This is a genomic window from Anaerococcus sp. NML200537, assembly GCF_026131715.1.
GTDB lineage: Bacteria > Bacillota > Clostridia > Tissierellales > Peptoniphilaceae > Anaerococcus > Anaerococcus kampingae.
The window spans coordinates 1-23,080 of sequence record NZ_JAMXSL010000019.1 but is presented as its reverse complement, the minus strand read 5'-3'; the positions used below and the strand labels follow the sequence as shown (position 1 = coordinate 23,080).

23 protein-coding genes are annotated in these 23,080 nt (G+C 33.8%); 15 read left to right on the top strand and 8 right to left on the bottom strand.

The annotated features are described in order from the left end of the window. Positions 1–20: 20 nt before the first annotated feature. Positions 21–569 (bottom strand): TetR/AcrR family transcriptional regulator, encoded by a 549-nt coding sequence (locus tag NH288_RS06625; RefSeq protein WP_265214096.1) that lies wholly within the window; start codon positions 567–569, stop codon positions 21–23. A 40-nt stretch (positions 570–609) separates the two neighbouring features. Next, positions 610–930, bottom strand: coding sequence for a DUF4491 family protein (locus NH288_RS06620; protein WP_265214094.1), 321 nt, complete (start codon positions 928–930; stop codon positions 610–612). Positions 931–1,089: 159 nt separating this feature from the next. Here NH288_RS06620 and NH288_RS06615 point away from each other — a divergent pair, with 159 nt between their 5' ends. Together NH288_RS06615 and NH288_RS06610 are read left to right on the top strand one after the other, a co-directional pair. Next, complete coding sequence (locus tag NH288_RS06615; protein ID WP_265214093.1) at positions 1,090–1,494, top strand: helix-turn-helix domain-containing protein; 405 nt, start codon at positions 1,090–1,092, stop codon at positions 1,492–1,494. A 9-nt stretch (positions 1,495–1,503) separates the two neighbouring features. Continuing rightward, positions 1,504–1,851, top strand: a complete 348-nt coding sequence (locus NH288_RS06610) for a hypothetical protein (RefSeq protein ID WP_265214092.1) — start codon at positions 1,504–1,506, stop codon at positions 1,849–1,851. Positions 1,852–1,891: 40 nt separating this feature from the next. Here NH288_RS06610 and NH288_RS06605 read toward each other — a convergent pair whose 3' ends face one another. From NH288_RS06605 to NH288_RS06595, 3 genes are all read right to left on the bottom strand, one after another. Next, positions 1,892–3,652: an ABC transporter ATP-binding protein gene (locus NH288_RS06605; protein ID WP_265214090.1), complete on the bottom strand. Its 1,761-nt coding sequence runs from the start codon at positions 3,650–3,652 to the stop codon at positions 1,892–1,894. Further along, complete coding sequence (locus NH288_RS06600) at positions 3,649–5,388, bottom strand: ABC transporter ATP-binding protein (RefSeq protein WP_265214088.1); 1,740 nt, start codon at positions 5,386–5,388, stop codon at positions 3,649–3,651. Before NH288_RS06600 ends, NH288_RS06605 begins: the two co-directional genes overlap by 4 nt. A gap of 167 nt (positions 5,389–5,555) precedes the next feature. Continuing rightward, the gene (locus NH288_RS06595; protein WP_265214086.1) at positions 5,556–6,167 is read right to left on the bottom strand and encodes a hypothetical protein; all 612 of its coding nucleotides are present in this window, start codon (positions 6,165–6,167) and stop codon (positions 5,556–5,558) included. Between the two features lie 52 nt (positions 6,168–6,219). Here NH288_RS06595 and NH288_RS06590 point away from each other — a divergent pair, with 52 nt between their 5' ends. Together NH288_RS06590 and holA are read left to right on the top strand one after the other, a co-directional pair. Then, positions 6,220–8,412, top strand: coding sequence for a DNA internalization-related competence protein ComEC/Rec2 (locus NH288_RS06590; RefSeq protein WP_265214085.1), 2,193 nt, complete (start codon positions 6,220–6,222; stop codon positions 8,410–8,412). Further along, positions 8,409–9,467, top strand: coding sequence for a DNA polymerase III subunit delta (gene holA, locus NH288_RS06585; protein ID WP_265214083.1), 1,059 nt, complete (start codon positions 8,409–8,411; stop codon positions 9,465–9,467). The genes NH288_RS06590 and holA overlap by 4 nt, the downstream gene beginning before the upstream one ends. A 607-nt stretch (positions 9,468–10,074) precedes the next feature. Here the strand turns inward: holA and rpsT are convergent. Next, on the bottom strand, positions 10,075–10,341 hold the full coding sequence (gene rpsT, locus NH288_RS06580; protein WP_106460615.1) for a 30S ribosomal protein S20: 267 nt from the start codon (positions 10,339–10,341) through the stop codon (positions 10,075–10,077). A gap of 145 nt (positions 10,342–10,486) precedes the next feature. On the opposite strand from rpsT, the gene lepB reads away from it, so the two are divergent. Both lepB and lepA read left to right on the top strand, forming a co-directional pair. Then, complete coding sequence (lepB, locus tag NH288_RS06575; RefSeq protein WP_265214082.1) at positions 10,487–11,047, top strand: signal peptidase I; 561 nt, start codon at positions 10,487–10,489, stop codon at positions 11,045–11,047. 16 nt (positions 11,048–11,063) lie between these two features. Next, positions 11,064–12,875, top strand: coding sequence for a translation elongation factor 4 (gene lepA, locus NH288_RS06570; protein ID WP_265214080.1), 1,812 nt, complete (start codon positions 11,064–11,066; stop codon positions 12,873–12,875). 21 nt (positions 12,876–12,896) lie between these two features. On the opposite strand, the gene NH288_RS06565 is transcribed toward lepA, so the two are convergent. Together NH288_RS06565 and NH288_RS06560 are read right to left on the bottom strand one after the other, a co-directional pair. Then, the gene (locus tag NH288_RS06565) at positions 12,897–13,742 is read right to left on the bottom strand and encodes a zf-HC2 domain-containing protein (RefSeq protein WP_265214078.1); all 846 of its coding nucleotides are present in this window, start codon (positions 13,740–13,742) and stop codon (positions 12,897–12,899) included. Then, complete coding sequence (locus NH288_RS06560) at positions 13,735–14,217, bottom strand: RNA polymerase sigma factor (protein WP_265214077.1); 483 nt, start codon at positions 14,215–14,217, stop codon at positions 13,735–13,737. Before NH288_RS06560 ends, NH288_RS06565 begins: the two co-directional genes overlap by 8 nt. A gap of 104 nt (positions 14,218–14,321) precedes the next feature. Between NH288_RS06560 and NH288_RS06555 the strand changes: the two genes are divergently transcribed. The 9 genes from NH288_RS06555 (at position 14,322) to rpsU (ending at position 22,896) form a co-directional block, all read left to right on the top strand. Beyond that, on the top strand, positions 14,322–15,182 hold the full coding sequence (locus NH288_RS06555) for a GNAT family N-acetyltransferase (protein WP_265214074.1): 861 nt from the start codon (positions 14,322–14,324) through the stop codon (positions 15,180–15,182). After that, positions 15,175–16,296, top strand: coding sequence for a radical SAM family heme chaperone HemW (hemW, locus tag NH288_RS06550; RefSeq protein WP_265214072.1), 1,122 nt, complete (start codon positions 15,175–15,177; stop codon positions 16,294–16,296). The genes NH288_RS06555 and hemW overlap by 8 nt, the downstream gene beginning before the upstream one ends. A gap of 70 nt (positions 16,297–16,366) precedes the next feature. Continuing rightward, entirely contained in the window at positions 16,367–17,383 is a 1,017-nt protein-coding gene (hrcA, locus tag NH288_RS06545) for a heat-inducible transcriptional repressor HrcA (protein WP_321161879.1), read from the top strand. An 18-nt stretch (positions 17,384–17,401) separates the two neighbouring features. Then, positions 17,402–17,935: a nucleotide exchange factor GrpE gene (gene grpE, locus NH288_RS06540; RefSeq protein WP_265214068.1), complete on the top strand. Its 534-nt coding sequence runs from the start codon at positions 17,402–17,404 to the stop codon at positions 17,933–17,935. Positions 17,936–17,947: 12 nt separating this feature from the next. Next, the gene (dnaK, locus tag NH288_RS06535) at positions 17,948–19,762 is read left to right on the top strand and encodes a molecular chaperone DnaK (protein ID WP_265214066.1); all 1,815 of its coding nucleotides are present in this window, start codon (positions 17,948–17,950) and stop codon (positions 19,760–19,762) included. 95 nt (positions 19,763–19,857) lie between these two features. Next, positions 19,858–20,979, top strand: a complete 1,122-nt coding sequence (dnaJ, locus tag NH288_RS06530; RefSeq protein WP_265214064.1) for a molecular chaperone DnaJ — start codon at positions 19,858–19,860, stop codon at positions 20,977–20,979. Then, positions 20,976–22,277 carry a tRNA (N(6)-L-threonylcarbamoyladenosine(37)-C(2))-methylthiotransferase MtaB gene (gene mtaB / locus NH288_RS06525; protein ID WP_265214062.1) on the top strand — a complete coding sequence of 434 codons (1,302 nt, stop codon included), beginning with the start codon at positions 20,976–20,978 and terminating at the stop codon, positions 22,275–22,277. Before dnaJ ends, mtaB begins: the two co-directional genes overlap by 4 nt. A 55-nt stretch (positions 22,278–22,332) precedes the next feature. Then, positions 22,333–22,674 carry a histidine triad nucleotide-binding protein gene (locus NH288_RS06520; RefSeq protein ID WP_265214061.1) on the top strand — a complete coding sequence of 114 codons (342 nt, stop codon included), beginning with the start codon at positions 22,333–22,335 and terminating at the stop codon, positions 22,672–22,674. Positions 22,675–22,713: 39 nt separating this feature from the next. Further along, positions 22,714–22,896, top strand: a complete 183-nt coding sequence (gene rpsU, locus NH288_RS06515) for a 30S ribosomal protein S21 (RefSeq protein WP_015778089.1) — start codon at positions 22,714–22,716, stop codon at positions 22,894–22,896. Positions 22,897–23,080 lie beyond the last annotated feature (184 nt).

The window sequence follows — 23,080 nt, the reverse complement described above, 5'->3', positions numbered from 1 at the left end:
CCGCACCTTTTGCGGGTCTTTTAATAAATAATTTTTTCAATGACCTTTAAAAATAGGTCCTTATCGTAATTTTTGTCGACAATAAAGCATATGCTTGTGGTAAGGATATATTTTATAAGGTCATCCTTTGAAAAAGTATCGTTAAAAGTAGCTTGCTTAATTTTTTTATCCTCATTAAGAGCACAAATCATTTCTTTTTTGAGCTTTTCAAGATAGACATCCATAGAGCTTTTAGCCCTATCCTTGTTTTTTGACTTGAAAGATAGGGAGTGGATATTAAAAAAATTGGGATACTTTTTAATACCTGAGATAAGATGGTCTAAAACATGGTCTAGATATTTTATAAAATCATCAAAAGCCAGGCTCTTATCATCGATTCTAAATATATCTTCCCAAACACTTTCTATGGTCTCTATCAACAAATCATCCTTCGATGGGAAATAGTTGTAGATTGATCCTACAGCAAGATCGCATCTGCTTGCAAGTTTTCTTATACTAAGGGCATTTAGCCCTTCTTCTGCTACAATTTCTCTTGAAAATATAAGGATTTTTTCTTTAGAAATACTCATTAAAACTCCTCATGAACATTGTTCATTTTCATTATAAGGTCTATTTATCTTTTGTCAAATTATTTCTCAAATCATCATAATATTTTTTTCTATTAGGATTTTCTGGAAACCAGCCCTTAAGTACTCTTTCCTCTTGTTCTGCCACTTCCTTTATTGACCAAAAACAGCAGCAAGCAATGACTCCAGCAAAGATGCTAGGTATTAGGCTCTTAATTAAAATTGAAACAAGAGTAAAGATAAGTCCTGCTAGAAAAAAATATTTATTAACCTTTTTACCAAAATAATATTCTCCCTTTATCACTAGGGGATGAAAAATCCCTATAAGAAAAAATGTCACTAGACCAACTAAAATTCCTTCCATAAATCCTCCTTCTATAATTATCTAATATATAGGCTTATCAGTCAAATAATATTGAAATTGACCTATGTAAAAGAGTTTTTACATAAAAATAAGCCAATGTAAAGTATAATTGATAGACGAAAACAAAAAAATAAACTAAGATATCTTTAGGAGGTAGGGATGAAGATTGGAGAAAAATTAAAACAAGCAAGATTAAATAAAAAAATGACCCAAGAGGAAGTAGCAGACAAACTTTACGTTTCTAGACAATCCATATCAAATTGGGAGAATAACAAAACTTATCCTGATATAGGAAATGTTCTTGCCTTATCCGATTTATATGAGATTAGCTTGGATGAACTTTTGAAAGGAAGCGATAATTTTATGAAACATTTGGAAGAATCAACAGATATAGTAAGATCAAACAAAAAACTCATTTTTTATATAATTATGGGCCTGGTCGCAATGGTTGTTATGGCAATCTTTACAGAATTTTTACCGGAAAAAGTAGTTTTAATTGCTATATTTACTCTGGCAGTAATAGTAACAGGCTTAGTTTATAGTGAGATTATTAAGAGATTTTAGGAGAAGGAAATGGATATAAAATTAATAATAATGGTTATAAGTGGGGCAGTCTTTGTGGTTGGAGCTTTTTTTCTCCAATATAATATATATCAGATGACTCAAATTGATGCTAAGGCAAGGGGCCTAAAACACCCTAAGCTTTTGGGAGTTTTAAATATTTCGGGTAATAATGGCAATGCCTTCTTGCTAGCTTATTTGATTGGCAGAAAAAAATACCCTATACAAAATATTTCTAGGAAAGATTTGGCAGACCTTGAATTATATAAGAAAAAATCCTTCCTTGCCTTATCAATGAATCTTATAGCATCCTTGGTTTTTGTTATAGCCTTTATATACTATAAGGGTATGACATTTTAAAGATCTAAAAAGCTTAAGCGATTTTACGCCTAAGCTTTTTTTATATATATAACTCTGCTTGAGTTGTAAACATTTCCTTATAAAGCCCATCTTCTTTCATGAGTTGATCATGAGTGCCATTTTCTGTGATCTTTCCTTTATCACACACTATAATCCTGTCTGCATATTTGGTAGATGATAGCCTGTGGGAGATGAAAAGGGATGTTTGACCCTTGGAAATTTTTAGCATATTTTCAAAAATTTCCTGTTCGCTCCTTGGATCTAGAGCACTGGTTGGCTCATCCATTATGAAAAATTTCCCTTGGTGGAAGATTGAACGGGCGAGGGCAAGCTTTTGACCGATTCCTCCAGATGGCTCTACTGACTTGTCTGAGAATAAATAGGTGAGGAAGGTATCTTCTTTTTCTACTTGTTTAGATATCCAATCAGATAAATTTAGAAGGTCAAAGGCCTTATCCATATTTTCATACTCAAGATCTGTAATATCTTCCTTCAATTTACTTGTGATATTTTCGCTAATCCTAAATGGAAATAGCCTAAAGTCTTGGAAGGTAGGGGATTGGATCTCATAGTATTTTTTGGTCGATATCTTACTTATATCAATATCATTTAGGTAGATAGTGCCTCCCGTTGGTTCGTAAAACTTACACAATAGTTTTACTATAGTAGATTTACCAGCTCCATTTTTGCCCACAAGGGCAAGAGTTTCGCCATTTTTTATTTCAAAAGAACAGTCTTTTAGGACATAATCTTCACTTGCTGGGTACTTAAAGGATACATTTTCAAATCTAATCCTAATCTCATTTGTATCAAAATCGGTGATTTCTCCCTTATCAAGAAGCCCTTCTTCCATTTCAAGGAAGTTAAAAAATACTTCTAATTGAGCATTTACAGAAATAACCTTGGCGTAGTTTTGCTGTATGAGGTTAGTTGCATTTATTACTTGGATTAGGGAGTTGAAATACATGGTGAAGTTTGCAAGGCTAATAGTCTTATCGATTAATTTATAGGTTAGGTAAATTAAAGTTAAGATAATTGAGCCATTGGCACTAACATTCATGATACCAGTGTAGATGCCATTTTTGTTGAAGTATTCTGTTGAAGAATCAATCATCTCTTGCTGGTAGAAGTCTGCTTTTTCTAGGACTAAATCTTGGCTTTCATAGATTTCTATATCCTTAAAATACCTAAGATCTGCCGCAAAATTTGCAAAAAATCTATATGTCCTTAAATCTGAAATATTATTTTCCTGGTACTTTAGTTCATTTTCTTTAATCAAGGTCACTATTTTTTTGTTAATTAAAACTAGCAAAATTAACAAGATGATGATGGCTGGATTTAATCTTACAAGGATTGTCAAAGATAAAATCCCTGTAATAACAGCTGATATTACCAAAACTATGATGTCATAAAGGGTGTACATTTCCCAAACGGCATAGTGGGCTTGTTCCATCATATCTTGTATATCCTTTGAGTCAGACTTTTCTATAGGTAGCCTTAAGGATTTTTTGGCAATCTTAAAGGTGAGCTTATCTGACATATCTTCAAAAGTTAAGGTCAGATAATTATTTAAATCTCTATAGGCAATTTCCTTGATAAAACCTAAGACTAAAACCAAAAGGCCAAGGCCTAGACAATAGGAAATTCTTTTTGCTCCCATAAGCTCATCTATAATTAGTTTTGGAGCAAAAATATTTATTAATGGTAAGAATCCTAATATCAGGTTTGTGATAATAACCCTAAGGGTAAATCCTGGGTGGTAGGTGTCGATTAATTTAAATAGTTTTCTTATATTTTTCATAAGACCTCCTTGTAATTGTCTGCTTGGAGATTGTAGAGGTCTTTATAATCCTCACACCTTTCCATCAGCTCATCATGGGTCCCATTTGCAAGAATCTTGCCGTCCTTTAGATAGATTATCCTGTCACAAAACTTGGTTGATGCCAACCTGTGGGAGATGAAAATCGAAGACTTATCTTTTGTCAGATCATCATAGAGCATATAAAGCTCTCTTTCGTTTAGGGCATCAAGCTGGGCTGTTGGCTCATCTAGGATTAAAAGCTTGGCCCTAGACTTAGCTATGGCTCTGGATAAAAATAGCCTTTGCTTTTGGCCACCAGATAAGTCAACCCCGTCATTGTCCAAAATCCTCAATAGGGTTTGATTATCCTTTTTATCATATTTATTTATGATTTCATCTAGGTGGGTCATCTTGTAAATATCATCTATCTTTTTATCCTCAGTTGACATTAGGATATTTTCCTTAAATGAAAATGGCAAGAGATTTGAATCTTGAAAGACAGCTGATATTAGCTTTTTATAGTCAATATGAGATTTATTAATATCTTCACCATTAATTAAGATCCTACCTTCTGTCGGTTGGTATAAGCCAGCGAGAAGTAGGGCAAGTGTTGACTTACCTGCACCATTTTCCCCTACAAGGGCGATTGTTTCTGAGTCTTTTATCCTCAGGTTAATATTTTCTAAAACATAATTATCTGTTCCCGGATATTTAAAAGAAACATTATCAAGGACTATTTCCATTTGGTCTGGATAAAGTTCTTGTTTTTCATCCTTATAGACATCTGTAATCTTAAAAAATGGCTTAAACATGGAAAAGTTTCTCCTGATATCAGTAAAAAACCACATGGTTTGGTGGTTAAAGGCAATAAAGGCAAAGATTGCTGTAAAATAGACATAGAAATTTGCCACTGATATTCTTCCAGCTATAAGTCCTGTCATTAGCCAATAGACTATAAGACCGTCCCTAATAAGGTTTACTAAATTAGCCAAGGTAAAAATCTTAATGGTTTTTGTATTGACTCCTTCTAGGCGGTTTATCCTATCCTTGTTGGTTTTGCCATAATAGGATTTAAAAATCCTTACTGTATCAAAAATCAAAATATCTTGCTTTGATAGGGGAGATTTCATTTCATTATTAAGCTTGGCAAACTTATCCCAATTTGGACTCATTTCATCCCGGTATTTGTTATAGGATTTTGGGACTTGGTTTAAAAGTGCCCATGAAATTATTGTTAGAATAATTGTTGAAGATAGAACCCAAAGGTCCATAGAAGCAAATATCCACAAAAATCCACCAATCGAAATAATAAGAGCAAAGACATTTGGCAAATCCATCATTATGCCGCCAGCTCCAAGCCAAGGTGATTCTACAGCTTTCATGGCCTCGTTAATTTTCTCTGATTCAGCTTTTTCCTTTTTCTTGGCGTAGGGTAGGTAGAGTGCATACTCTGTGATCATATTCATTAGCTTATAACGGACATGGTTCATCCTCATCCTGTAATTGCCCATAACAAAGGCATCAAAAAAGCTAATTAATGAAGAAATAAAAAATAAGCCTATAAAAAATACTGGAAAAACTTTAGGATTGTCCTGGAAGTTTTTTAGAATATAGGCAGGTGAAATAATCCATAAGAAGGGTTTGATCCCTACAAATAGACCGTAAAGTGCGATTAGTAAAAACATGATTGGCTCTAAATTAGCCATCTTTTTAATCAAAAATTTAAATTCTTTCATAGTGCCGAAAATTCGGCATCCTCCTTGTTTTTTCTTATGTAAGTCAAGGAGCTATCCTTACTTACTAGTTACTTGCTTTCTTTCCTTTTCTTAGTTTTGTCATTTTTCTATTCTCCTTTCTACAAATTTATAATAGTTTACCTTGCTAGAGTAAGTTTGTCAATATCTTATCTACCAGCGGCAAAGCTTATGATAGTATTTTTCCCATCCTTATGTACATCCAGGACCTTAAATTTTATAATCTTATAGGTGTTGTTAAAGCAAATATTAGAATTAATTACAGTTCCAAGACCTGCTATTTCTGTAATTCCAGCTGTAGTTGTGATATGTAGGCTTGAGTCGATAGCGTAGTTAATCATTTCATCAAAAAGCGCAGGGTCAATATCATCTCTGTAATTAATAAGGCTTATGTAGGCTTCATCTTCATTTAGAAATAAATTTGTCTTGATTTTGCCATAAAATCCTTCAAGGAATATTTGAAAGAGGATGTAGGCGGTGTTGTAGGATAGGTTTCTATATCTTAGATCCTTATCTACTTCAAGGATTACTTGATCATTATTTATTTTTCCATCCACAGAAATTAAAAGCTTGCCTCTATTTTCCTTTACCTCAATAACTTCCTTATCATCTAGGAATTTATAATCATTTATTAGTTCATTATCATCAGCCATAAAGATACTTTTATCGACTATAACTTGGCTTATGTTATTTTTAAATCTCTTATCAAGGACCTTTGCCTTGATATTTAATATTTCAGGATAATTTTCATATATTTTCATAGGTCACCTCTAAATCTATTATAACATATGATATAATTAAATAGAGGTTTTTATGAAAAAAAATTTAGGATTAATCCTCCTAGGTCTAATTTTGGGCATAGTGGGCTTTATAAATTTTGAAAATCTAAATATATTTAACCTAGGCCTTGTTTGCCTAAGTCTTGCCTTTGTTGCTTTTAAGAAAAATAGGGATTTTTCTATAGTAATTCTTGCAATATTCCTAGGATTTTCCTTAAGTTTTATTAGGCTTTCTTCATTTAATTTGCACGAAAGTGATATAGAAAATGTTCAGGTTAAGATTTTAGAAAAAAGAAAGTCAAATGACTCCTATAGGTACACAGTCCAGATAAAAAATGAATCCTATGACCAAAAGGCCTTTATCTTTGATGAGGGAGATTTTGATATAGGGGATATATTAGACCTTGAGGGAGAGCTTAAGCTTATAAATAGGAATACTAACCCAAATTTATTTAATTTTAGGTCCTATGCTATTTCAAAAAATGTAAGTCTTGAATTTAAGCCGAAAAATCTCCATCAAGAAAGTCTTAGAAGTGAGTCCAATAACATTTTTCTTAAGATAAGAAAGGGATTTTTTTCTTACATAAATAGGATTTTTTCTAATAACTTATCCAAGAAATCATCAGATTTTGTAATTTCACTTTTGCTTACAGATAATTTGATCGACAGGGAAAGTCTTGGCAAGATGGGCCTTGCCCATATTTTGGCAGTTTCGGGTCTTCACATGGATATGCTGATGACATTTTTATCCTTTATAGGCCTTAAGCTAAAAATTCCCTATAAGTACACCAGGCTAATAGGTCTTATCCTAGTTGGTCTTTATGCCTATATAATTGGTTTTCCATATTCTGTCCAAAGAGTTCTTATAATAAATTTGATAGGATTTGTGGGATTTTTGTATAGAAAACCGATAGATAGGGTCAAATCTTTAATAATTGCATCCTTAATAATTTTGCTGATAAATCCTTTTGCTCTTTTGTCATCAGGCTTTATCCTATCTTTTGTGGCATGTCTTGCAATTTATAGGATTTATCCACGCTTTAAAAAGCTCTTTAAAGAAGGTTTTATAAGAGATTCCTTTGCCTTTACAAGTGCAATCCAGCTTTCTACCTTACCCTTTGTTGCCTATTATTTTAGGTATTATAATCTCTTATCAATACCAGCAAACTTTTTAATTGTACCAATATTTGAAATAGCAATTTACTTGATGTTTTTTATAATCTTTACCTATCCGATTTTGGGAAGACTTCTAAAATTAGCCTTTATCGGCCTGGATTTACTGGTAAGGTCCATGCTTAATATGACAAGTTTCTTAGGTTCTATTTCATTTTTAAGCCTAGATTTTGTAGCAGAAAATATTTTGGTATCCATATTTTTATTTATAATAATTTATATTTTTGCTAATGTAAAGGTAAAGAAAAATTTCGGGAAATTCCTAGGTCTTTCCCTTGCCATTACTTCTATGTCGCTAGTCTTAAATCTCATAAATAAAGATATAACTTATCAGATGATTGATATAGGTCAGGGTGATGCCTTTTTAATAGATGATAGGGGAAAATATTATATGATTGATGTTGGTGGACCAAAGTATAAGGATTATGATTCTGGTGAGAGAATCCTCGTTCCCTATCTTAAGAGCATTGGAGTTAAGGAAATTGAGGGAGTTTTTATAAGCCATGAAGATAAGGACCATGCTGGCAACCTCAATTATTTGCTAGAAAATATCAGGGTTAAAAATATAATAGTTGATAAGTCCTTATCAAAAGAATTTAAGCATAAATACCAGGCAAAAATTATAAATATAGGTGATGAAGTAAAATTATCTGATGGTTTTATCAGGTGTATTTATGATGGGGAAAATAATGAAAATGAAAATGATAAGTCAATGGGCCTATTGATAAATATAAAGGGAAAGACAATTCTAAGCCTAGGCGACTTGTCAGCTGAATTTGAAAATAAATTAGACCAAAGGGCTGATATATTAAAGCTATCCCACCATGGGTCAAGGTCATCTTCAAATAAAGAATTTATCGATAGGGTAGATCCAGATATTGCCCTAATATCAGCAGGAAGAAATAACACCTACGGCCACCCAAATAGGGAAGTTTTACACAATATTAGGGGAATAAAAACCTACAATACCCAAAGCGATGGCCTAGTTAAAATTAGAGTTAAAAATAAAGAAATTAGAGTAGAAAAATATTTGAAAGGAGGGTTTTTTAGATGAAATATGTAGATTTTTTTAAAAGTCTAAGCTCAGGTCAAACCAGCGGAGTTTATTTATTTGATTCTGAGGAAGAATACCTCAATACCACCCTGATAGAAGAGGCAGAGAGAAAAATAAATATAAAAGATTTTAACCTAATCAGGATAAAGGGTGAAACAGACTACGAAATTCTCAAAAACTCCTACGAAACCTATCCTGTCATGGAAGATAAAAAGATAATAATCTGGCAGAATATAGACCTAAGTAAAGATAAGGTCGCATCTTACAAAGAAGTCTTAGATGAGCTTAGCAAAGATTTGGCAGATTTCCCAACCTATGCTACACTTATGATTTTTTCTGATAATAAGCCTTTTAAGGGCAAATTTTACAAGGAAGTTAAAAAGCAGGGAAATATCGTAGAAATTGAAAGGCTAAATAATAGGGAGCTGAGGTCCTTTATTGGTAAGAGATTTTTAAGCAAAAATAAGAAAATTTCAAACCAATTTATTGGAGAAATAGTAGACAGGTTTTCCTATCTTTCCTACAATAGCGAAGTAGACTTATATGAAATAGTAAACTCAGTAGATAAAATTATATCAAATTCAAATAATGAAGTCATCACAAGAGAGGATATAGAAGACCAACTAGATCAAGTCCTTAACCTATCCATATTTAACCTAACAGATGCCCTTTCCAAAAAAGACACAAAAACAGCCATGAAGACCTTCTTGTCCATGGTAAAATCAGGAGAAGACCTTTTTATGGTCTACCATATGATAATAAGGCAAATAAGGATTTTAACAACCATAAAAAGCCTAAGTCAAGCATCCTACAACGACTCCTTTATGATGAAAACAGCAAAGATAGGAAGCTTTGAACTAAAAAAAGCCAAGGACTTTATAAGAAACTTCAGCCTTGATGAATTAATTGATATAAATGAAAGAATATTCGATATGGAAAAAAGAAGCAAGTCAGAAAATTTTGATATGAGAGATGAGCTCTTGAAGTTGATTGCCTTTGTGGGGGGTAGGTATTTAATTGAATATGATTGGATTAAAAAAGAACGTTGCTATTAAGACGTTCTTTTTAGTTTATTATAAGATTTTTATCGATTTCTATTTCTGATTCTCATTCGATAAATTGTGAAATTGTAAAAAAATTGCTTGCAAAGGTGTGATTTATCCTATGCGACTACAAAAAAAGAACGCTCCTGTTCGTCGCGTCCTTTTTTCTTCGCTGCATAAGGTTTTTCATCAATTTTCCTGCGCACTTTGTGCTTGCAAAATTGTGAAAACCGCAAAAATATTGCTTACAGTGTTTGCTTTATCCTATGCGACTCGAGAAATTAAACGCTCCTACTCGTCTCGTTGAATTTCTCTCCCTGCATAATGTTTTCATCAATTTATCTTCACAACTTCGTTGTTTGATAAATTGTGAAAATCGTAAAAATTTTGCTCACAGGTCATGTCTTTATCCTATGCGACTACAAAAAAAGAACGCTCCTGTTCGTCGCGTCCTTTTTTCTTCGCTGCATAAGGTTTTTCATCAATTTTCCTGCGCACTTCGTGCTTGCAAAATTGTGAAAACCGCAAAAATATTGCTAGCAATATTTTTGCTACCATTAAAATGAGTGATTATCAGTAGTCATATGTCGGGATCCATTACTGATTATCACTCATTTTCTTATGCGTTTGCTGCGTTTAATTTTTTAGCTAATCTTGATGTTACAGATGCAACTCTGTTTTTGTGGATTACATTTTTGCTTTCTGCTTGTTTTAGCTTTTTGTCAACTAATTTTAGTAATTCTCTAGCTTGGTCTAGTTCATTTGCTTCTATAGCTGCTTCAAACTTTTTGATGTAAGTTTTGATTGCTGATTTTCTTGACTTATTTCTAAGAGTATTTCTTTTAGCGACTTCAATTCTTTTTTGACTTGATTTAATATTTGCCATCTATTTTCACCTCTTCTCTTTTTTTACTTGACTTATGTATTCTACCATAAACTTTCAAAAAGCTCAAGTTTTTATTATATTTTTAAGAATTTTTTGAGAATTGCCCCTATATAGTATATAATAATTCAAGGAATGAGAGGTTATTATGGAAGAGAAAAATAAAAAGTGGGATTACATCCTAAGTGTGATTTGGGATTGGGTTAAAACTATTGCCGTTGCCTTGATCATAACTTTTTTTGTTAAGTTTTTTATAGTTGATGCCACTAGAGTTTCTGGGGATTCGATGTTAAATACCCTACATAGTGATGATATGCTTTTGCTTAATAAGGTTGGAAAATATTTTGGAGATTATAAGAGGGGACAGATTGTTATTATTAAGGCCCCAGATTATCCAAATAGATTGTATGTTAAAAGAGTTATAGGTACTCCTGGGGATACTGTCAAGCTTGAGGATGGTAAGGTACTTATTAATGGAGATGTACTTGAGGAGAAATATATAGCTAGCGACCATACTCTAGAAGGTCTTGCTGGTAATGAATTTATCTTAGGTAGCAATGAATACTTAGTTTTTGGGGACAATAGGGATAATTCTAATGACTCCAGAAATTTTGGTAAGATATATAAAGAAGATATTGTAGGTCATGCATTTTTGAGGTTCTATCCTTTTGCTGATGCAGGACTTATTGATAATAATCCATATAAATAAGATTAGTAGGAGATATATGACAAAGAGAAAAGAAAATATTAGAAATTTTTCAATAATTGCCCATATTGACCACGGAAAGTCTACCCTTGCAGATAGGCTCATTGAAAAAAGTGAAAATATAAGCCAAAGGGATATCAAAGAGCAGATGCTTGATGATATGGAGCTTGAAAAGGAACGTGGTATTACAATTAAGCTTAAGTCTATTAAGATTCATTACAAGGCTAATGATGGCAATACTTATGACCTTAACCTTATTGATACTCCAGGCCATGTGGACTTTAATTATGAGGTGTCTAGGTCTCTTAAGGCTTGTGAAGGAGCTATTCTTGTTGTTGATGCTAGTCAGGGGGTTGAGGCTCAGACTTTGGCCAATACTTACCTAGCTTTAGAGCAAGATTTGGAAATTCTTCCGGTTTTAAATAAGATTGACCTTCCAAGTGCTAGACCTGATGAGATTAAACTTGAGATAGAAAATCAGATTGGCCTTGATACTGATGGAATTCCAATGATTTCTGCCAAGACTGGCTTAAATATTGAAGATGTTTTAGAAGATATTGTTAAAAACGTACCTGCACCAGAAGATCATGATGATAAGCCACTTAAGGCCCTTATTTTTGATTCTTATTACGATTCTTATGTGGGAGTTGTATGTTATGTAAGAATCTTTGAAGGAGTTGTCAGACCTGGCGATGAGATTGTCATGATGAACACTGGCAAGAAATATGAGGTCAACCAAGTTGGTTACACAACAAGGGGTAGGATTGCCACAAAGGAATTAAGAAGTGGAGACGTTGGCTTTATAGAGGCATCTATAAAGGAAGTAAAGGATGCTAGGGTTGGTGACACTATCACAAGTGTCTCAAATCCTACAGACAAGCCACTTTCTGGATATAAGGAAGTCCTACCAATGGTTTATTCTGGTATCTATCCAGCTGAAGGCGAATCTTTTGATAAGCTAAGAGATTCTTTGGAAAAGCTTCAGGTTAATGATGCTGCCCTTGTATTTGAGCAGGAAAATTCTCAAGCTCTTGGTGTAGGTCTTAGGGCAGGTTTCCTTGGACTTTTACACATGGATATCATTACCCAAAGGCTTGAAAGAGAATATGACCTAGATATAATCGCTACTGCTCCATCAGTTATTTATAAGATTAAATTAAAATCTCAGGATGAAGAGAAAGAATTACAAAATCCTAATGATTTCCCAGATCCTGCAGAAATCCAATATATAAAGGAACCAGAAACAATTTCTGAAATCATCACTCCAAAGGAATATATTGGTCAGGTAATGGATTTGGCCCAATCTAGACGTGGTGAGCTTATAAATATGACCTATATAGATGAAAATAGGGTTTCTATTAAGTATAAGATTCCATTAAATGAGGTCATTTACAATTTCTTTGACAATCTTAAGTCAAGAACCAAGGGTTATGCTTCCCTTGATTATGAAGTAACTGGCTATAAGGTTTCAGACCTAGTTAAGCTTAATATCCTAATTAATGAACAAAATGTCGATGCCTTATCTCTAATCGTTCACAGAGACAATGCCTATGCAAGAGGTAGGGGAATTGTTGAAAAGCTAAAGGATGAGATTCCAAGACAACAATTTGCAGTGCCAATCCAAGCGGCAATTGGTGCAAAAATCATTGCTAGGGAGACAGTAAGGGCCCTAAGAAAAGATGTTATCGCCAAATGCTATGGTGGTGATATTTCTAGAAAGAAAAAGCTTCTTGAAAAACAAAAAGAAGGTAAGAAAAAGATGCGTCAACTTGGTAATGTTGAAGTCCCACAAGAGGCCTTCCTATCAGTGCTCAAGCTTGATGATGAATAAAATAAAAAAGGGTGTGATTTCTCACATCCTTTTTTGGTCTCTTGCTATGCTTAGAAAGATCAAAAATAAGTAGATTCCTAAGCCTAAGAAGGCAATATATTTAAAATCTGACACTGGGTAGAAGGTTTCTGTATTTAATCCTTTAACTGCAATAATTGCTAGGAAAAGTGATAGGGGACATCCCAGTAAAAATGTCTTTGCTAGTAGACTTAGAGATTTTTTTCTAAATTTTTCTAGGGCAAATACTATCAGTCCAAGGCCTATGAATCCAAGAATAGAAGCTCTTGCATAAAAGCCAAATAGCAGTCTAGGAAGCATAGTTTGGCGTACTTCTCCAGATCCGATTACCATTTCTGGCATAGAATCGTGGTTTTGGTAGAGGACCATTTTCAAATCGTCCTTATGAAAAGTAAGGGATTTTCTTGGCCTATCTTTATTAAAAATCTGGTCATATTTTGTGGTATAGGCATCAAGGTAGATGGAATCTTCTGTGTCAGTGTAATCAATCCCGCTAACCTTGTCAGAAAATTCTACTGTGTAGATGTCATCGCTCTTGTAAACTTTGTACAAGTCCTTTTCATACTCAATATGCCTTGGAATGCTTAGATAGGATATGATAAAAATGAGTATTGATCCGATAAACGAGACCACTGCTAGGGTAAAAAATCTAGTCTCTTTTTTTATTCTTTTTTCGACAAAATCTAGGGGCTTTGTATTTTTATTTTCAAATTCGATTTCATCTGTCAATATCTTCTTGCACTTAGGGCAAGACTTTATATGGTCTTCTACAAATTTAACTGATTCTTCGCTTAAAAGATTTTCCTTATATAAGGGAAGTAAATCTTTTATAATTTGGCAATTATTCATTATTTTCCTCCATTAATATTTTTAATTTCTCCTTGGCCCTGTGGTAGATGACACAGGCCCAGTTTTGATTTTTCTTATAAATCTCTCCGATTTCCTTAAAAGATAGGTCGTTAAGTCTTAGTTTCACAACATCTTTGTAAGGATTTTCAAGACTTTCTATTGCCATATCCAAATTAGATAGATTTTCTTTGCACAATAAATCTTTCTCAAAAGATTCCAATTCCTGGTCAAAGTCTTCGATTTTATCAGTGAGCAAAAGCCTTTTGTTCTTTTTATAATAGTTGTAATAGGTATTCTTGCCTATCTGAAAGAGATAAGACTTTACTTTAGAATCTTCGATAGTTTCAATATTTTTCATAGCCCTTATAAAGGATTCTGAGCAAATATCCTGGGCCACTTCTTTATTCTTGCATAGATATAGCAAAAATCTATACAAGTCATCAAAATATATCCTATAAATTTTTTCTATATCCATAACTCCTCCTTCATATATTAGACAAGATACTTAGTCATATCTTACAAAATTTTAAAATAAATTCCATTATTGTATAGTATATTTATCATGGATAAGGAGTATTTATGGATATTAAAGTTGATTTTACTGATTTAGTTATAAAAACTGATAGGTTTGTACTTAGAGCCTTTAGAGATTCTGATTTAGAAGATTTTTTTGAATACGCAAAAATACCTGGACTTGGTGAAATGGCTGGTTGGCCTCATCATGAAAATCTAGATTACACTAGGGGAGTTTTAGAAAGATTTAAAAAAAATAAAAACGTCCTTGCTATAGAAATGGATGGCAAGGTAATCGGATCTATAGTACTTCGCCCAGTGGATGAGGATTTTTATAAAGAATTTGAAGGTAAAAAGGCCAAGGAGATAGGTTTTGTATTAAGTCCTGCTTACCATAGGCAAAAAATTATGACAGAAGCTGTTAGGGCTATGATGAAATATGCCTTTGAAGATTTGGGTCTTGATTATATTTCTGCTGGATATTTTAGAAATAATTTTAAGTCTAGGGATTTTCAAAAGAAGCTTGGATTTACTTATTATGGTAGCCATATTGTGAAAGTTCCTATGGGAATTTTAGCTCCAGTTCACCAAACAATTTTCACTAATGATGATTATAAAAACCATAAAACTGGTCAGGTAGAAGAAAAAAAGCAAGTTAAAGCAAGCGAAGAATTGGTCTTAAAGTCAGATGACGAGATTATAAAGAGGCTATATTTTGAAAAGGAAAATGAATTTAGACCACAAAATCCAGGCCATGCCTATTATATAGTTGTAATAGATGGCAGGGTGAGGGTTATAGCTGATGGCAAGGAATACACATATTTTCCAGCAGATGCCCTTAGGATAAAAAAGGGATCTGATTTTAAGATAATAAGCAGATCTGCCGCTAAGCTAGTGCTTATAGAATTGATAGGTAAAAATGAATAATATAGGAGCCTATATCCACATTCCCTTTTGTGAGAAAAAGTGTTATTATTGCGACTTTGCAGCCTTCCCAAATTTAGAAAATTGGATTAGACCCTATGTTTCAAATCTTGTAAAAGAAATAAATTTTTATAGGCAAAGGATGGATGTAATTATAGATACTATCTATATTGGCGGAGGCACACCTTCTTATATAGATCCGAGCCTAATTGAAGAAATAGTAGGGGAAATCTATAAATTTAAGACAGACATAAAAGAATTTACCATCGAGGCAAATCCAAATTCGCTTAATAAGGAAAAGCTTAAGACCTATAAAAAGCTTGGCATAAATAGGATTTCTCTAGGGGTCCAATCATTTGATGATGGGGTCCTTAAAAATATTGGTAGAAATCATACAAGAGAGAGAGCCCTTAGGGATATAGATTTGATTAGGGAAGCAGGATTTAAAAATTTATCTTTTGATTTGATGTTAAACCTCCCAGGTCAAGATTTGGATTCTGTAAAAAAGGACTTGGATTTTGTAAAGAAAATTAATCCAGACCATATTTCTTGGTATTCTTTGATATTAGATAAGGGTTCAAGGTTTTATGCTCTTGACAAAGAAGGCAAGCTTGATTTGATGGATAGTGACTTAGAGGTAGATATTTTTGATATGATAATAGATGAGCTTTCAAGACTTAATCTAAAAAGGTATGAAGTATCAAATTTTGCCAAGCAAGGTTTTGAATCACTTCATAACAAAAAATATTGGAATGGCGAGGGTTACTTTGGCTTTGGCCTTGGTGCTAGCGGCTATCTTTTAAATACCAGATATACCAATACAAGAAATCTAGCAATTTATGATAAGTTTATAAGAGAAAATAAGCTTCCTATTATAAATAAAGAATTCATTGATAGGGATGAGAAGGAAAAAGAATATATAATTTTTAAGTTAAGAGAGGCTCAAGGAATAAATCTTAAGACCTTTAAGGAAAAATTTAAGGCTGACTTCTTAGAAAAATATAAAGAGTCAGTTGATAAATTTTATAGGGATGGATTTTTTGAAATCTCTGATAGGATAAGCTTTACTAAGAAGGGATTTTCCCTTTCTAATGAGTTTTTTCTTGAAATAATATAATATTTCTTGACAAAGGAATCCTAGCTAGTATACTATAATTAGCAGTCGATACTAAAGAGTGCTAAAAGGAGTGAAAGACTTGAAAGATAGAAGAATGCAGATACTTTTCTCTATCATAAACTCCTATATCCTAGAGGGAGAACCAGTAGGCTCTAAGAGTTTGGCTGATGATTATTCCTTTGATGTATCACCGGCTACTATTAGAAATGATATGTCATCTCTAGAAAAGAAAGGCCTTCTAAAAAAGGCCCACACCTCAAGTGGTAGGCTACCTTCAGATAAGGGCTACAGGTTTTTTGTAGACCATTTACTTGAAAATGGCCTGCTTGATCAGAAAAACGATCCTAAAAACTTGAGGCAAATCTTGGATAAGAGATACCATAATGCTACAGATATTGTAGATTCAGCTACAAAGATTTTAGCGACAATCACAAATCTAACAGCAGTGTCTATCACTTACAAAAATCAAATAAAATCAATAGCCAACATAGAGCTATTAAGGGTAAATGATTATGCACTCATACTTATAGTAGTCTATGACAATGGCCTAGTTGTTAATGATTTGATTTATCTAAAATATGAGATAGATGATCAAAGCTTATCGCAAGTTAATCATATATTAAGGAGCGAGCTAGTTGGTTCAAGTATTTATGATATAGGCAAGAAAATCATAAGTATAGAAGAGAAGTTAAATCTAAATTATAAGTATTTGCTCGATATAATCCAAACAAAGATGGAAAATGAATCTAGCAAGGATTCTGATAAGGAAATCAAGATAGAGGGTTTGGGTAATATATTCAATTTTAAAGAATTTGATGATATAGTTAAAGCTAAGGAATTTATCAATCTCTTTGAAAATCCAGATATTATTACAGATTTTCTAACTGATAAAAATGACCAAAGCCTAGTCATCACTATCGGAGAAGAAAATAAAATCGACCAGTTAAAGGAAAATACAATCATAACTTCTTATTTTAAGGTAGACGAAAATACCATCGGTAAGATTGGTATAGTAGGTCTAACTAGAATTAGATATAAAGAAGTTATTGAAAGTATTAAGCTAGTTTCAGATTTACTAAATGAATAAAAAGGTAAGGTGAATGATTTGGCAGATGATAAAATAAAAGATGAAGAAAAATTAGAAGAAGAAAATATAAAAGAAAATCCAGAAGATGAAGAAGTAATCGATGCTGAAATAGTTGAAGATACGGAGGAAACTTCATCAGATGATAATGAATATTTAGAAAAATACCAGAGACTTATGGCAGATTTTGCAAATTATAAGCAAAGAGAAGAAAAGTCTAAAGCGGACTTTAAGAAATTTGCCTCTAGCTCTTTGATAGAAAAGCTTCTACCTGTCCTAGATAACTTTGATAGGGCCCTTAAAGATAAGGATATGGAAGATCCTTTTGTAAAGGGAGTCATAATGATAAGAGATGAATTTCTAAAGACCCTCAAAAGCGAAGGTTTAGAAGAAATTGAATCAGACGGATGCGTTTTTGATCATAATTTGCATCACGCAGTAATGACGGAAGCAAGCGATACAGTTAAAGAAGATTATATAATAGAAACATTCCAAAAAGGATATACATTACACGGCAAAGTCCTTAGACCAGCAATGGTTAAGGTAAGCAAATAGGAGGAAAAACATATGGCAAAAATTATAGGAATTGACTTAGGTACAACCAACTCTGCAGTAGCAGTAATGGAAGGTGGACAAGCAACAATTATACCAAACAGTGAAGGTAATAGAACTACTCCATCAGTAGTAGCTTTCTCAAAAGATGGCGAAAGATTAGTTGGTGAAACAGCAAAAAGACAAGCAATTACTAACCCAGATAGAACAATAGCATCAGTAAAAAGAGAAATGGGACATGATTGGAAGTCTCCAGAAATAGATGGCAAGAGATACACACCAGAAGAAATTTCAGCAATGATTCTTCAAAAATTAAAAGCAGACGCAGAGGCTTATCTAAATGATACAGTAACAAATGCAGTAATCACAGTACCTGCCTACTTTACAGATGCTCAAAGACAAGCTACAAAAGATGCTGGACAAATTGCAGGTCTAAAAGTAGACAGAATCATCAACGAACCAACAGCTGCTGCTCTTGCATATGGTATGGATAAGGAAACAGACCAATCTAAGATTATGGTTTACGACCTTGGTGGTGGTACATTCGATGTTTCAATACTTGAAGTAGGTGATGGAGTATTTGAAGTACTTTCAACAAGAGGAAACAACAAACTTGGTGGAGATGACTTTGACCATGCAGTAGTAGAATATCTTGCAGCTGAATTCAAGAAAGAATCAGGTGTTGATTTAACAAAAGACCTAACAGCAATGCAAAGACTAAAAGATGCAGCTGAAAAGGCTAAAAAAGAGCTATCATCAACACTTACTACAAATGTTAACCTACCATTTATAACAGCAGTAGATGGCCAACCTGTCCACTTAGACATTAACCTAACAAGGGCTAAATTCAACGAATTAACCCATGATCTTGTAGAAAAAACAAGAAAACCAGTAGAAGATGCTTTAAAGGATGCAGGCCTATCAGCTTCTGATATAGACAAGGTCCTACTAGTAGGTGGTTCTACAAGGGTACCAGCAGTTCAAGAGCTAGTTAAAAATATAATCGGTAAAGAACCACAAAAAGACATCAACCCAGATGAATCAGTTGCATTAGGTGCAGCTATCCAAGGTGGTGTCCTAACAGGTGAAGTAAAAGACCTATTACTACTAGATGTAACACCATTATCATTAGGTATTGAAACACTTGGTGGTGTAGCTACAAAATTAATCGAAAGAAATACAACAATACCTACAAAGAAGAGCCAAATATTCACAACTGCAGCAGATGGACAAACAGAAGTAGACATCCACGTAGTACAAGGTGAACGTGAAATGGCAGCAGACAACATAACTCTTGGTAGGTTCCAACTTACAGGAATTCCTGCAGCTAGACGTGGTGTTCCACAAATCGAAGTAACCTTTGATATAGATGCCAACGGTATAGTAAATGTAACAGCTAAAGATCAAGGCTCAGGTAAGGAACAAAAGATAACAATCACATCATCTTCAAACCTAACAGAAGAAGAAATCGATAAAAAGGTAAAAGAAGCAGAACAATTTGCTGAAGAAGATAAGAAGAAAAAAGAAACAATAGATGCTAAAAATAACGCTGAAAACCTAGTTTACCAAGCTAGAAAGACAGTAGAAGATGCAAAACTAGAAGGCAGCGAAAAAGAAGCTATAGAAGCTAAGGCTAAAGAACTAGAAGATGCAATAGCAGCTGATGACTTAGATAAAATCAAAGCACTTACAGAAGAATTAACAAACGAAATCTACAAAGTAAGTGAAAAAATGTATAAACAAAGCCAAGCTGGAGCAGAAGGTGCTGGCCAAAGCGATGAAGATGTAGTAGATGCTGACTATGAAGTAATCGATGAAGATGAAGAATAATCTTTTGAAAGATTTACTATAGCTAGTATAATAAAAACAATTGATAAAAGGGGCTATTTCCTAGAGAAATAGCTTTTTTTATGATTGGAGGTAAAATGAGAGATCCGTATGAAGTGCTTGGTGTAAGCAAGGATGCCAGCACTGCTGATATAAAAAGAGAATATAGAAAACTAGCCAAAAAATACCATCCGGACCTAAATCCTGGAGATGAAGAGGCCGAAAGCAAATTTAAGGAAGCAACCCTTTCTTATGAAATCTTATCAGATCCTGAAAAGAAACAACAATATGATATGTATGGGGCTGCTGCCTTTGAAAATGGTGGAGCTGGAGCTGGTGGATTTTCATCAGGCTTTGGTGGTTTTGGTGATATATTTGGAGATTTATTTGGAGATATATTTAACCAAGGCTATGCGGCAAGCAGGGCAAAAAGACCTGTAAAGGGAGCTGATATCCAGCAAGTAATAAACCTATCCTTCCAAGAAGCAGCCTTTGGAGTTAGTAAAGAAATTCAGATAAGAAGAGAAGTGGAATGCCACGTATGCCACGGTTCTAAGGCAGAAGAGGGTTCTGAAAAGCACACTTGTCCAGATTGTCATGGACAAGGAGTGGTAAACCAAGTTTCAAGGACAGCCTTTGGTACCATGTCAAGGACAGTAACCTGCGATAAGTGTCACGGTACAGGTGAGATAATTGATAAGCCATGCAAAAATTGCAAGGGATCTGGTAAAGAATTTAAATCAGAAAAAATCAAAATCGACATTCCATCAGGCATAGAAGATCAAAATGTTATAAGACTAAGCGGCAAGGGTCATATGGGCGAAAATGGAGGCACTTATGGGGACTTATATGTAATAGTAAGGGTAAGTGACCATGAAATATTTAAGAGAGATGGCCTAGATATTTACTACGAAATGCCAATTAGCTTTACAACAGCAGCCCTAGGTGGCAAGATAGATGTAGCAACACTTAAGAAGAGTGTCGAGTTTGAAATCCCTGAAGGAACCCAAACAGGCCAAAGATTTACCCTAAGAAACGAAGGAATCAAAGATTCACGTACAGGCAGACAAGGCAATCTCTACTTTTATGTCAAGATTGTAACACCTAAGAAGCTAAATAAAGAGCAAAAAGAAGCCCTAAAAGCTTTTGCTGAAGCAAGTGGAAACAAGGTAAAAGAAGAAAAATCATTTTTTGATAAAGTTAAGGATTTTTTTGAATGACAAAAACATTTAACATAATAACCTTAGGATGTAAGGTAAACCAGTATGAATCTGAAGCTATCGAAGAAATCTTTGAGGCAAGAGGATTTGAAAGAAAAGAAGAAAATGCAGATATCTATGTCATAAATACCTGTACAGTTACAAATATGTCTGACAGGAAAAGCCGACAGATGATATCAAGAGCAAGGACTGACAACCCAGATGCAATAATTGCTGTAATGGGTTGTTATTCACAAGTAAAACCAGAAGAAGTAGCCAAAATAGAAGGCGTAGATATAATCCTAGGCTCTAGAAATAAGGAAGAAGTTGTAGAACTTTGCGAGGACTTTTTACAAAACAAAGAAGCAACAGATAAGTTAATATCAGTATCTGAAGAAAAAACTTATGAGGATTTAGCTATTTCTAATCAAACAGGCATGACTAGAGCCTATATGAAAATCCAAGATGGTTGTAATATGTATTGCTCTTACTGCTTAATTCCTTATGCAAGGGGCAATGTAGTAAGCCGTCCTATGGATTCAATAATAAAAGAAGCCGAACGCCTTGGATCAAATGGCTTTAAGGAAATAGTCCTAACAGGAATTCATGTGGCAAGCTACGGCAAAGATTTTAAAGACGGAACATCCCTAATAGATGTAATAGAAAATGTAGCCAAGGTTGATGGGATTAAAAGAATCAGACTTTCATCCATGGAGCCAAGACACATAACAAAAGATTTCCTAGAAAGGATGAAGGCTACGGGAAAGGCTTGCGATCACTTCCACCTATCCCTACAATCTGGATCAGATGATATCCTAAAGGCTATGAATAGAAAATATGACACAAAAACTTTTAAAGAGAAGGTAGAACTAATCAGAGAAGTTTTCCCAAATGCCGGTCTTACAACAGATATCATAGTAGGATTTCCAACAGAAACAGAACAAAATCATAAGGACACCATGGCATTTGTAGATAGAATTAAATTTGCCAAAACCCACCTATTTAAATATTCTCAAAGAGATGGGACAAAGGCAGCCAAAATGGGCGGCCAGGTAAATGGAAATATCAAAAAGGATAGGTTAAAAGATTTAGAAAAAATTGAAGATACAAATAGAAAAGAATTTTTAGACAAACAAATTGGAAAGACTCTTTCAGTCCTATTTGAATCAAAAGCAGATATAAAAGGCTTCAAATCAGGCTATTCAACAAATTATCTAAGGGTAAATGTCAAGGACCCATCCATAGAAGATAATGAAATTTTTGATGTAAAAATAACTGGCATTGAAAATAATGAACTTATTGGCCAAATTATTAAATAAAAAACTTTACTCTTAAATTTAATTATGGTATTATATATACTAATGGGGGTGAAGTATGGATTGTGTATTTTGTAAGATTATAGATGGAGAGATTCCATCAAAGATAATCTATGAAGATGAAGATGTAATTGCATTTGATGACGTAGATCCACAAGCACCTATCCATTTTCTTGTTATACCAAAAAAGCACATTAAATCTTTAGATGAGCTTAGCGAGTCAGACTCTTCCTTGCTAGGAAAAATATTTTTAACTATCAAAAAGATAGCTCGTGAAAAAGGCATAGCTGAAAATGGCTACAGAGTAGTCCATAACATCGGTGATGATGGGGGACAAAGTGTAGCTCACATGCATTTTCATGTCCTAGGCGGAAGAAGCCTACAATGGCCACCAGGCTGATTTGAAATCTTAAGTGCGGATACGAGAGGGGGGATAGAGATGACAGAAATCAGAGTTGGAGAAAACGAATCAATCGACAGTGCGATTAAAAGATTCAAAAGACAATGCGCAAGATCCGGTGTACTTTCTGAATATAGAAGAAGAGAACACTACGAAAAACCAAGCGTTATAAGAAAAAAGAAAAATGACGCTGCTAAAAGAAAAAATAGAAAAAACAGATAATAATTTAACCACCCCTTATTTGGGTGGTTTTTATCTTAAAAATACCAGTTTTACTTGTGACCTGAACCCCAAAATCCGGAATACGGATGGAGGGGTTTTTGTATGCCAAAATACACAAAAGAATTTAAAATCAAACTAGTAACGGAATATTTATCAGGGGAATCTGGAGGCAGTCCGATGGTTG

Coding starts and splice junctions, on each gene's coding strand:
- NH288_RS06625 (WP_265214096.1), bottom strand. CDS start 569: ATGAGTATTTCTAAAGAAAAAATCCTTATATTTTCAAGAGAAATTGTA.
- NH288_RS06620 (WP_265214094.1), bottom strand. CDS start 930: ATGGAAGGAATTTTAGTTGGTCTAGTGACATTTTTTCTTATAGGGATT.
- NH288_RS06615 (WP_265214093.1), top strand. CDS start 1,090: ATGAAGATTGGAGAAAAATTAAAACAAGCAAGATTAAATAAAAAAATG.
- NH288_RS06610 (WP_265214092.1), top strand. CDS start 1,504: ATGGATATAAAATTAATAATAATGGTTATAAGTGGGGCAGTCTTTGTG.
- NH288_RS06605 (WP_265214090.1), bottom strand. CDS start 3,652: ATGAAAAATATAAGAAAACTATTTAAATTAATCGACACCTACCACCCA.
- NH288_RS06600 (WP_265214088.1), bottom strand. CDS start 5,388: ATGAAAGAATTTAAATTTTTGATTAAAAAGATGGCTAATTTAGAGCCA.
- NH288_RS06595 (WP_265214086.1), bottom strand. CDS start 6,167: ATGAAAATATATGAAAATTATCCTGAAATATTAAATATCAAGGCAAAG.
- NH288_RS06590 (WP_265214085.1), top strand. CDS start 6,220: ATGAAAAAAAATTTAGGATTAATCCTCCTAGGTCTAATTTTGGGCATA.
- holA (WP_265214083.1), top strand. CDS start 8,409: ATGAAATATGTAGATTTTTTTAAAAGTCTAAGCTCAGGTCAAACCAGC.
- rpsT (WP_106460615.1), bottom strand. CDS start 10,341: ATGGCAAATATTAAATCAAGTCAAAAAAGAATTGAAGTCGCTAAAAGA.
- lepB (WP_265214082.1), top strand. CDS start 10,487: ATGGAAGAGAAAAATAAAAAGTGGGATTACATCCTAAGTGTGATTTGG.
- lepA (WP_265214080.1), top strand. CDS start 11,064: ATGACAAAGAGAAAAGAAAATATTAGAAATTTTTCAATAATTGCCCAT.
- NH288_RS06565 (WP_265214078.1), bottom strand. CDS start 13,742: ATGAATAATTGCCAAATTATAAAAGATTTACTTCCCTTATATAAGGAA.
- NH288_RS06560 (WP_265214077.1), bottom strand. CDS start 14,217: ATGGATATAGAAAAAATTTATAGGATATATTTTGATGACTTGTATAGA.
- NH288_RS06555 (WP_265214074.1), top strand. CDS start 14,322: ATGGATATTAAAGTTGATTTTACTGATTTAGTTATAAAAACTGATAGG.
- hemW (WP_265214072.1), top strand. CDS start 15,175: ATGAATAATATAGGAGCCTATATCCACATTCCCTTTTGTGAGAAAAAG.
- dnaK (WP_265214066.1), top strand. CDS start 17,948: ATGGCAAAAATTATAGGAATTGACTTAGGTACAACCAACTCTGCAGTA.
- dnaJ (WP_265214064.1), top strand. CDS start 19,858: ATGAGAGATCCGTATGAAGTGCTTGGTGTAAGCAAGGATGCCAGCACT.
- mtaB (WP_265214062.1), top strand. CDS start 20,976: ATGACAAAAACATTTAACATAATAACCTTAGGATGTAAGGTAAACCAG.
- NH288_RS06520 (WP_265214061.1), top strand. CDS start 22,333: ATGGATTGTGTATTTTGTAAGATTATAGATGGAGAGATTCCATCAAAG.
- rpsU (WP_015778089.1), top strand. CDS start 22,714: ATGACAGAAATCAGAGTTGGAGAAAACGAATCAATCGACAGTGCGATT.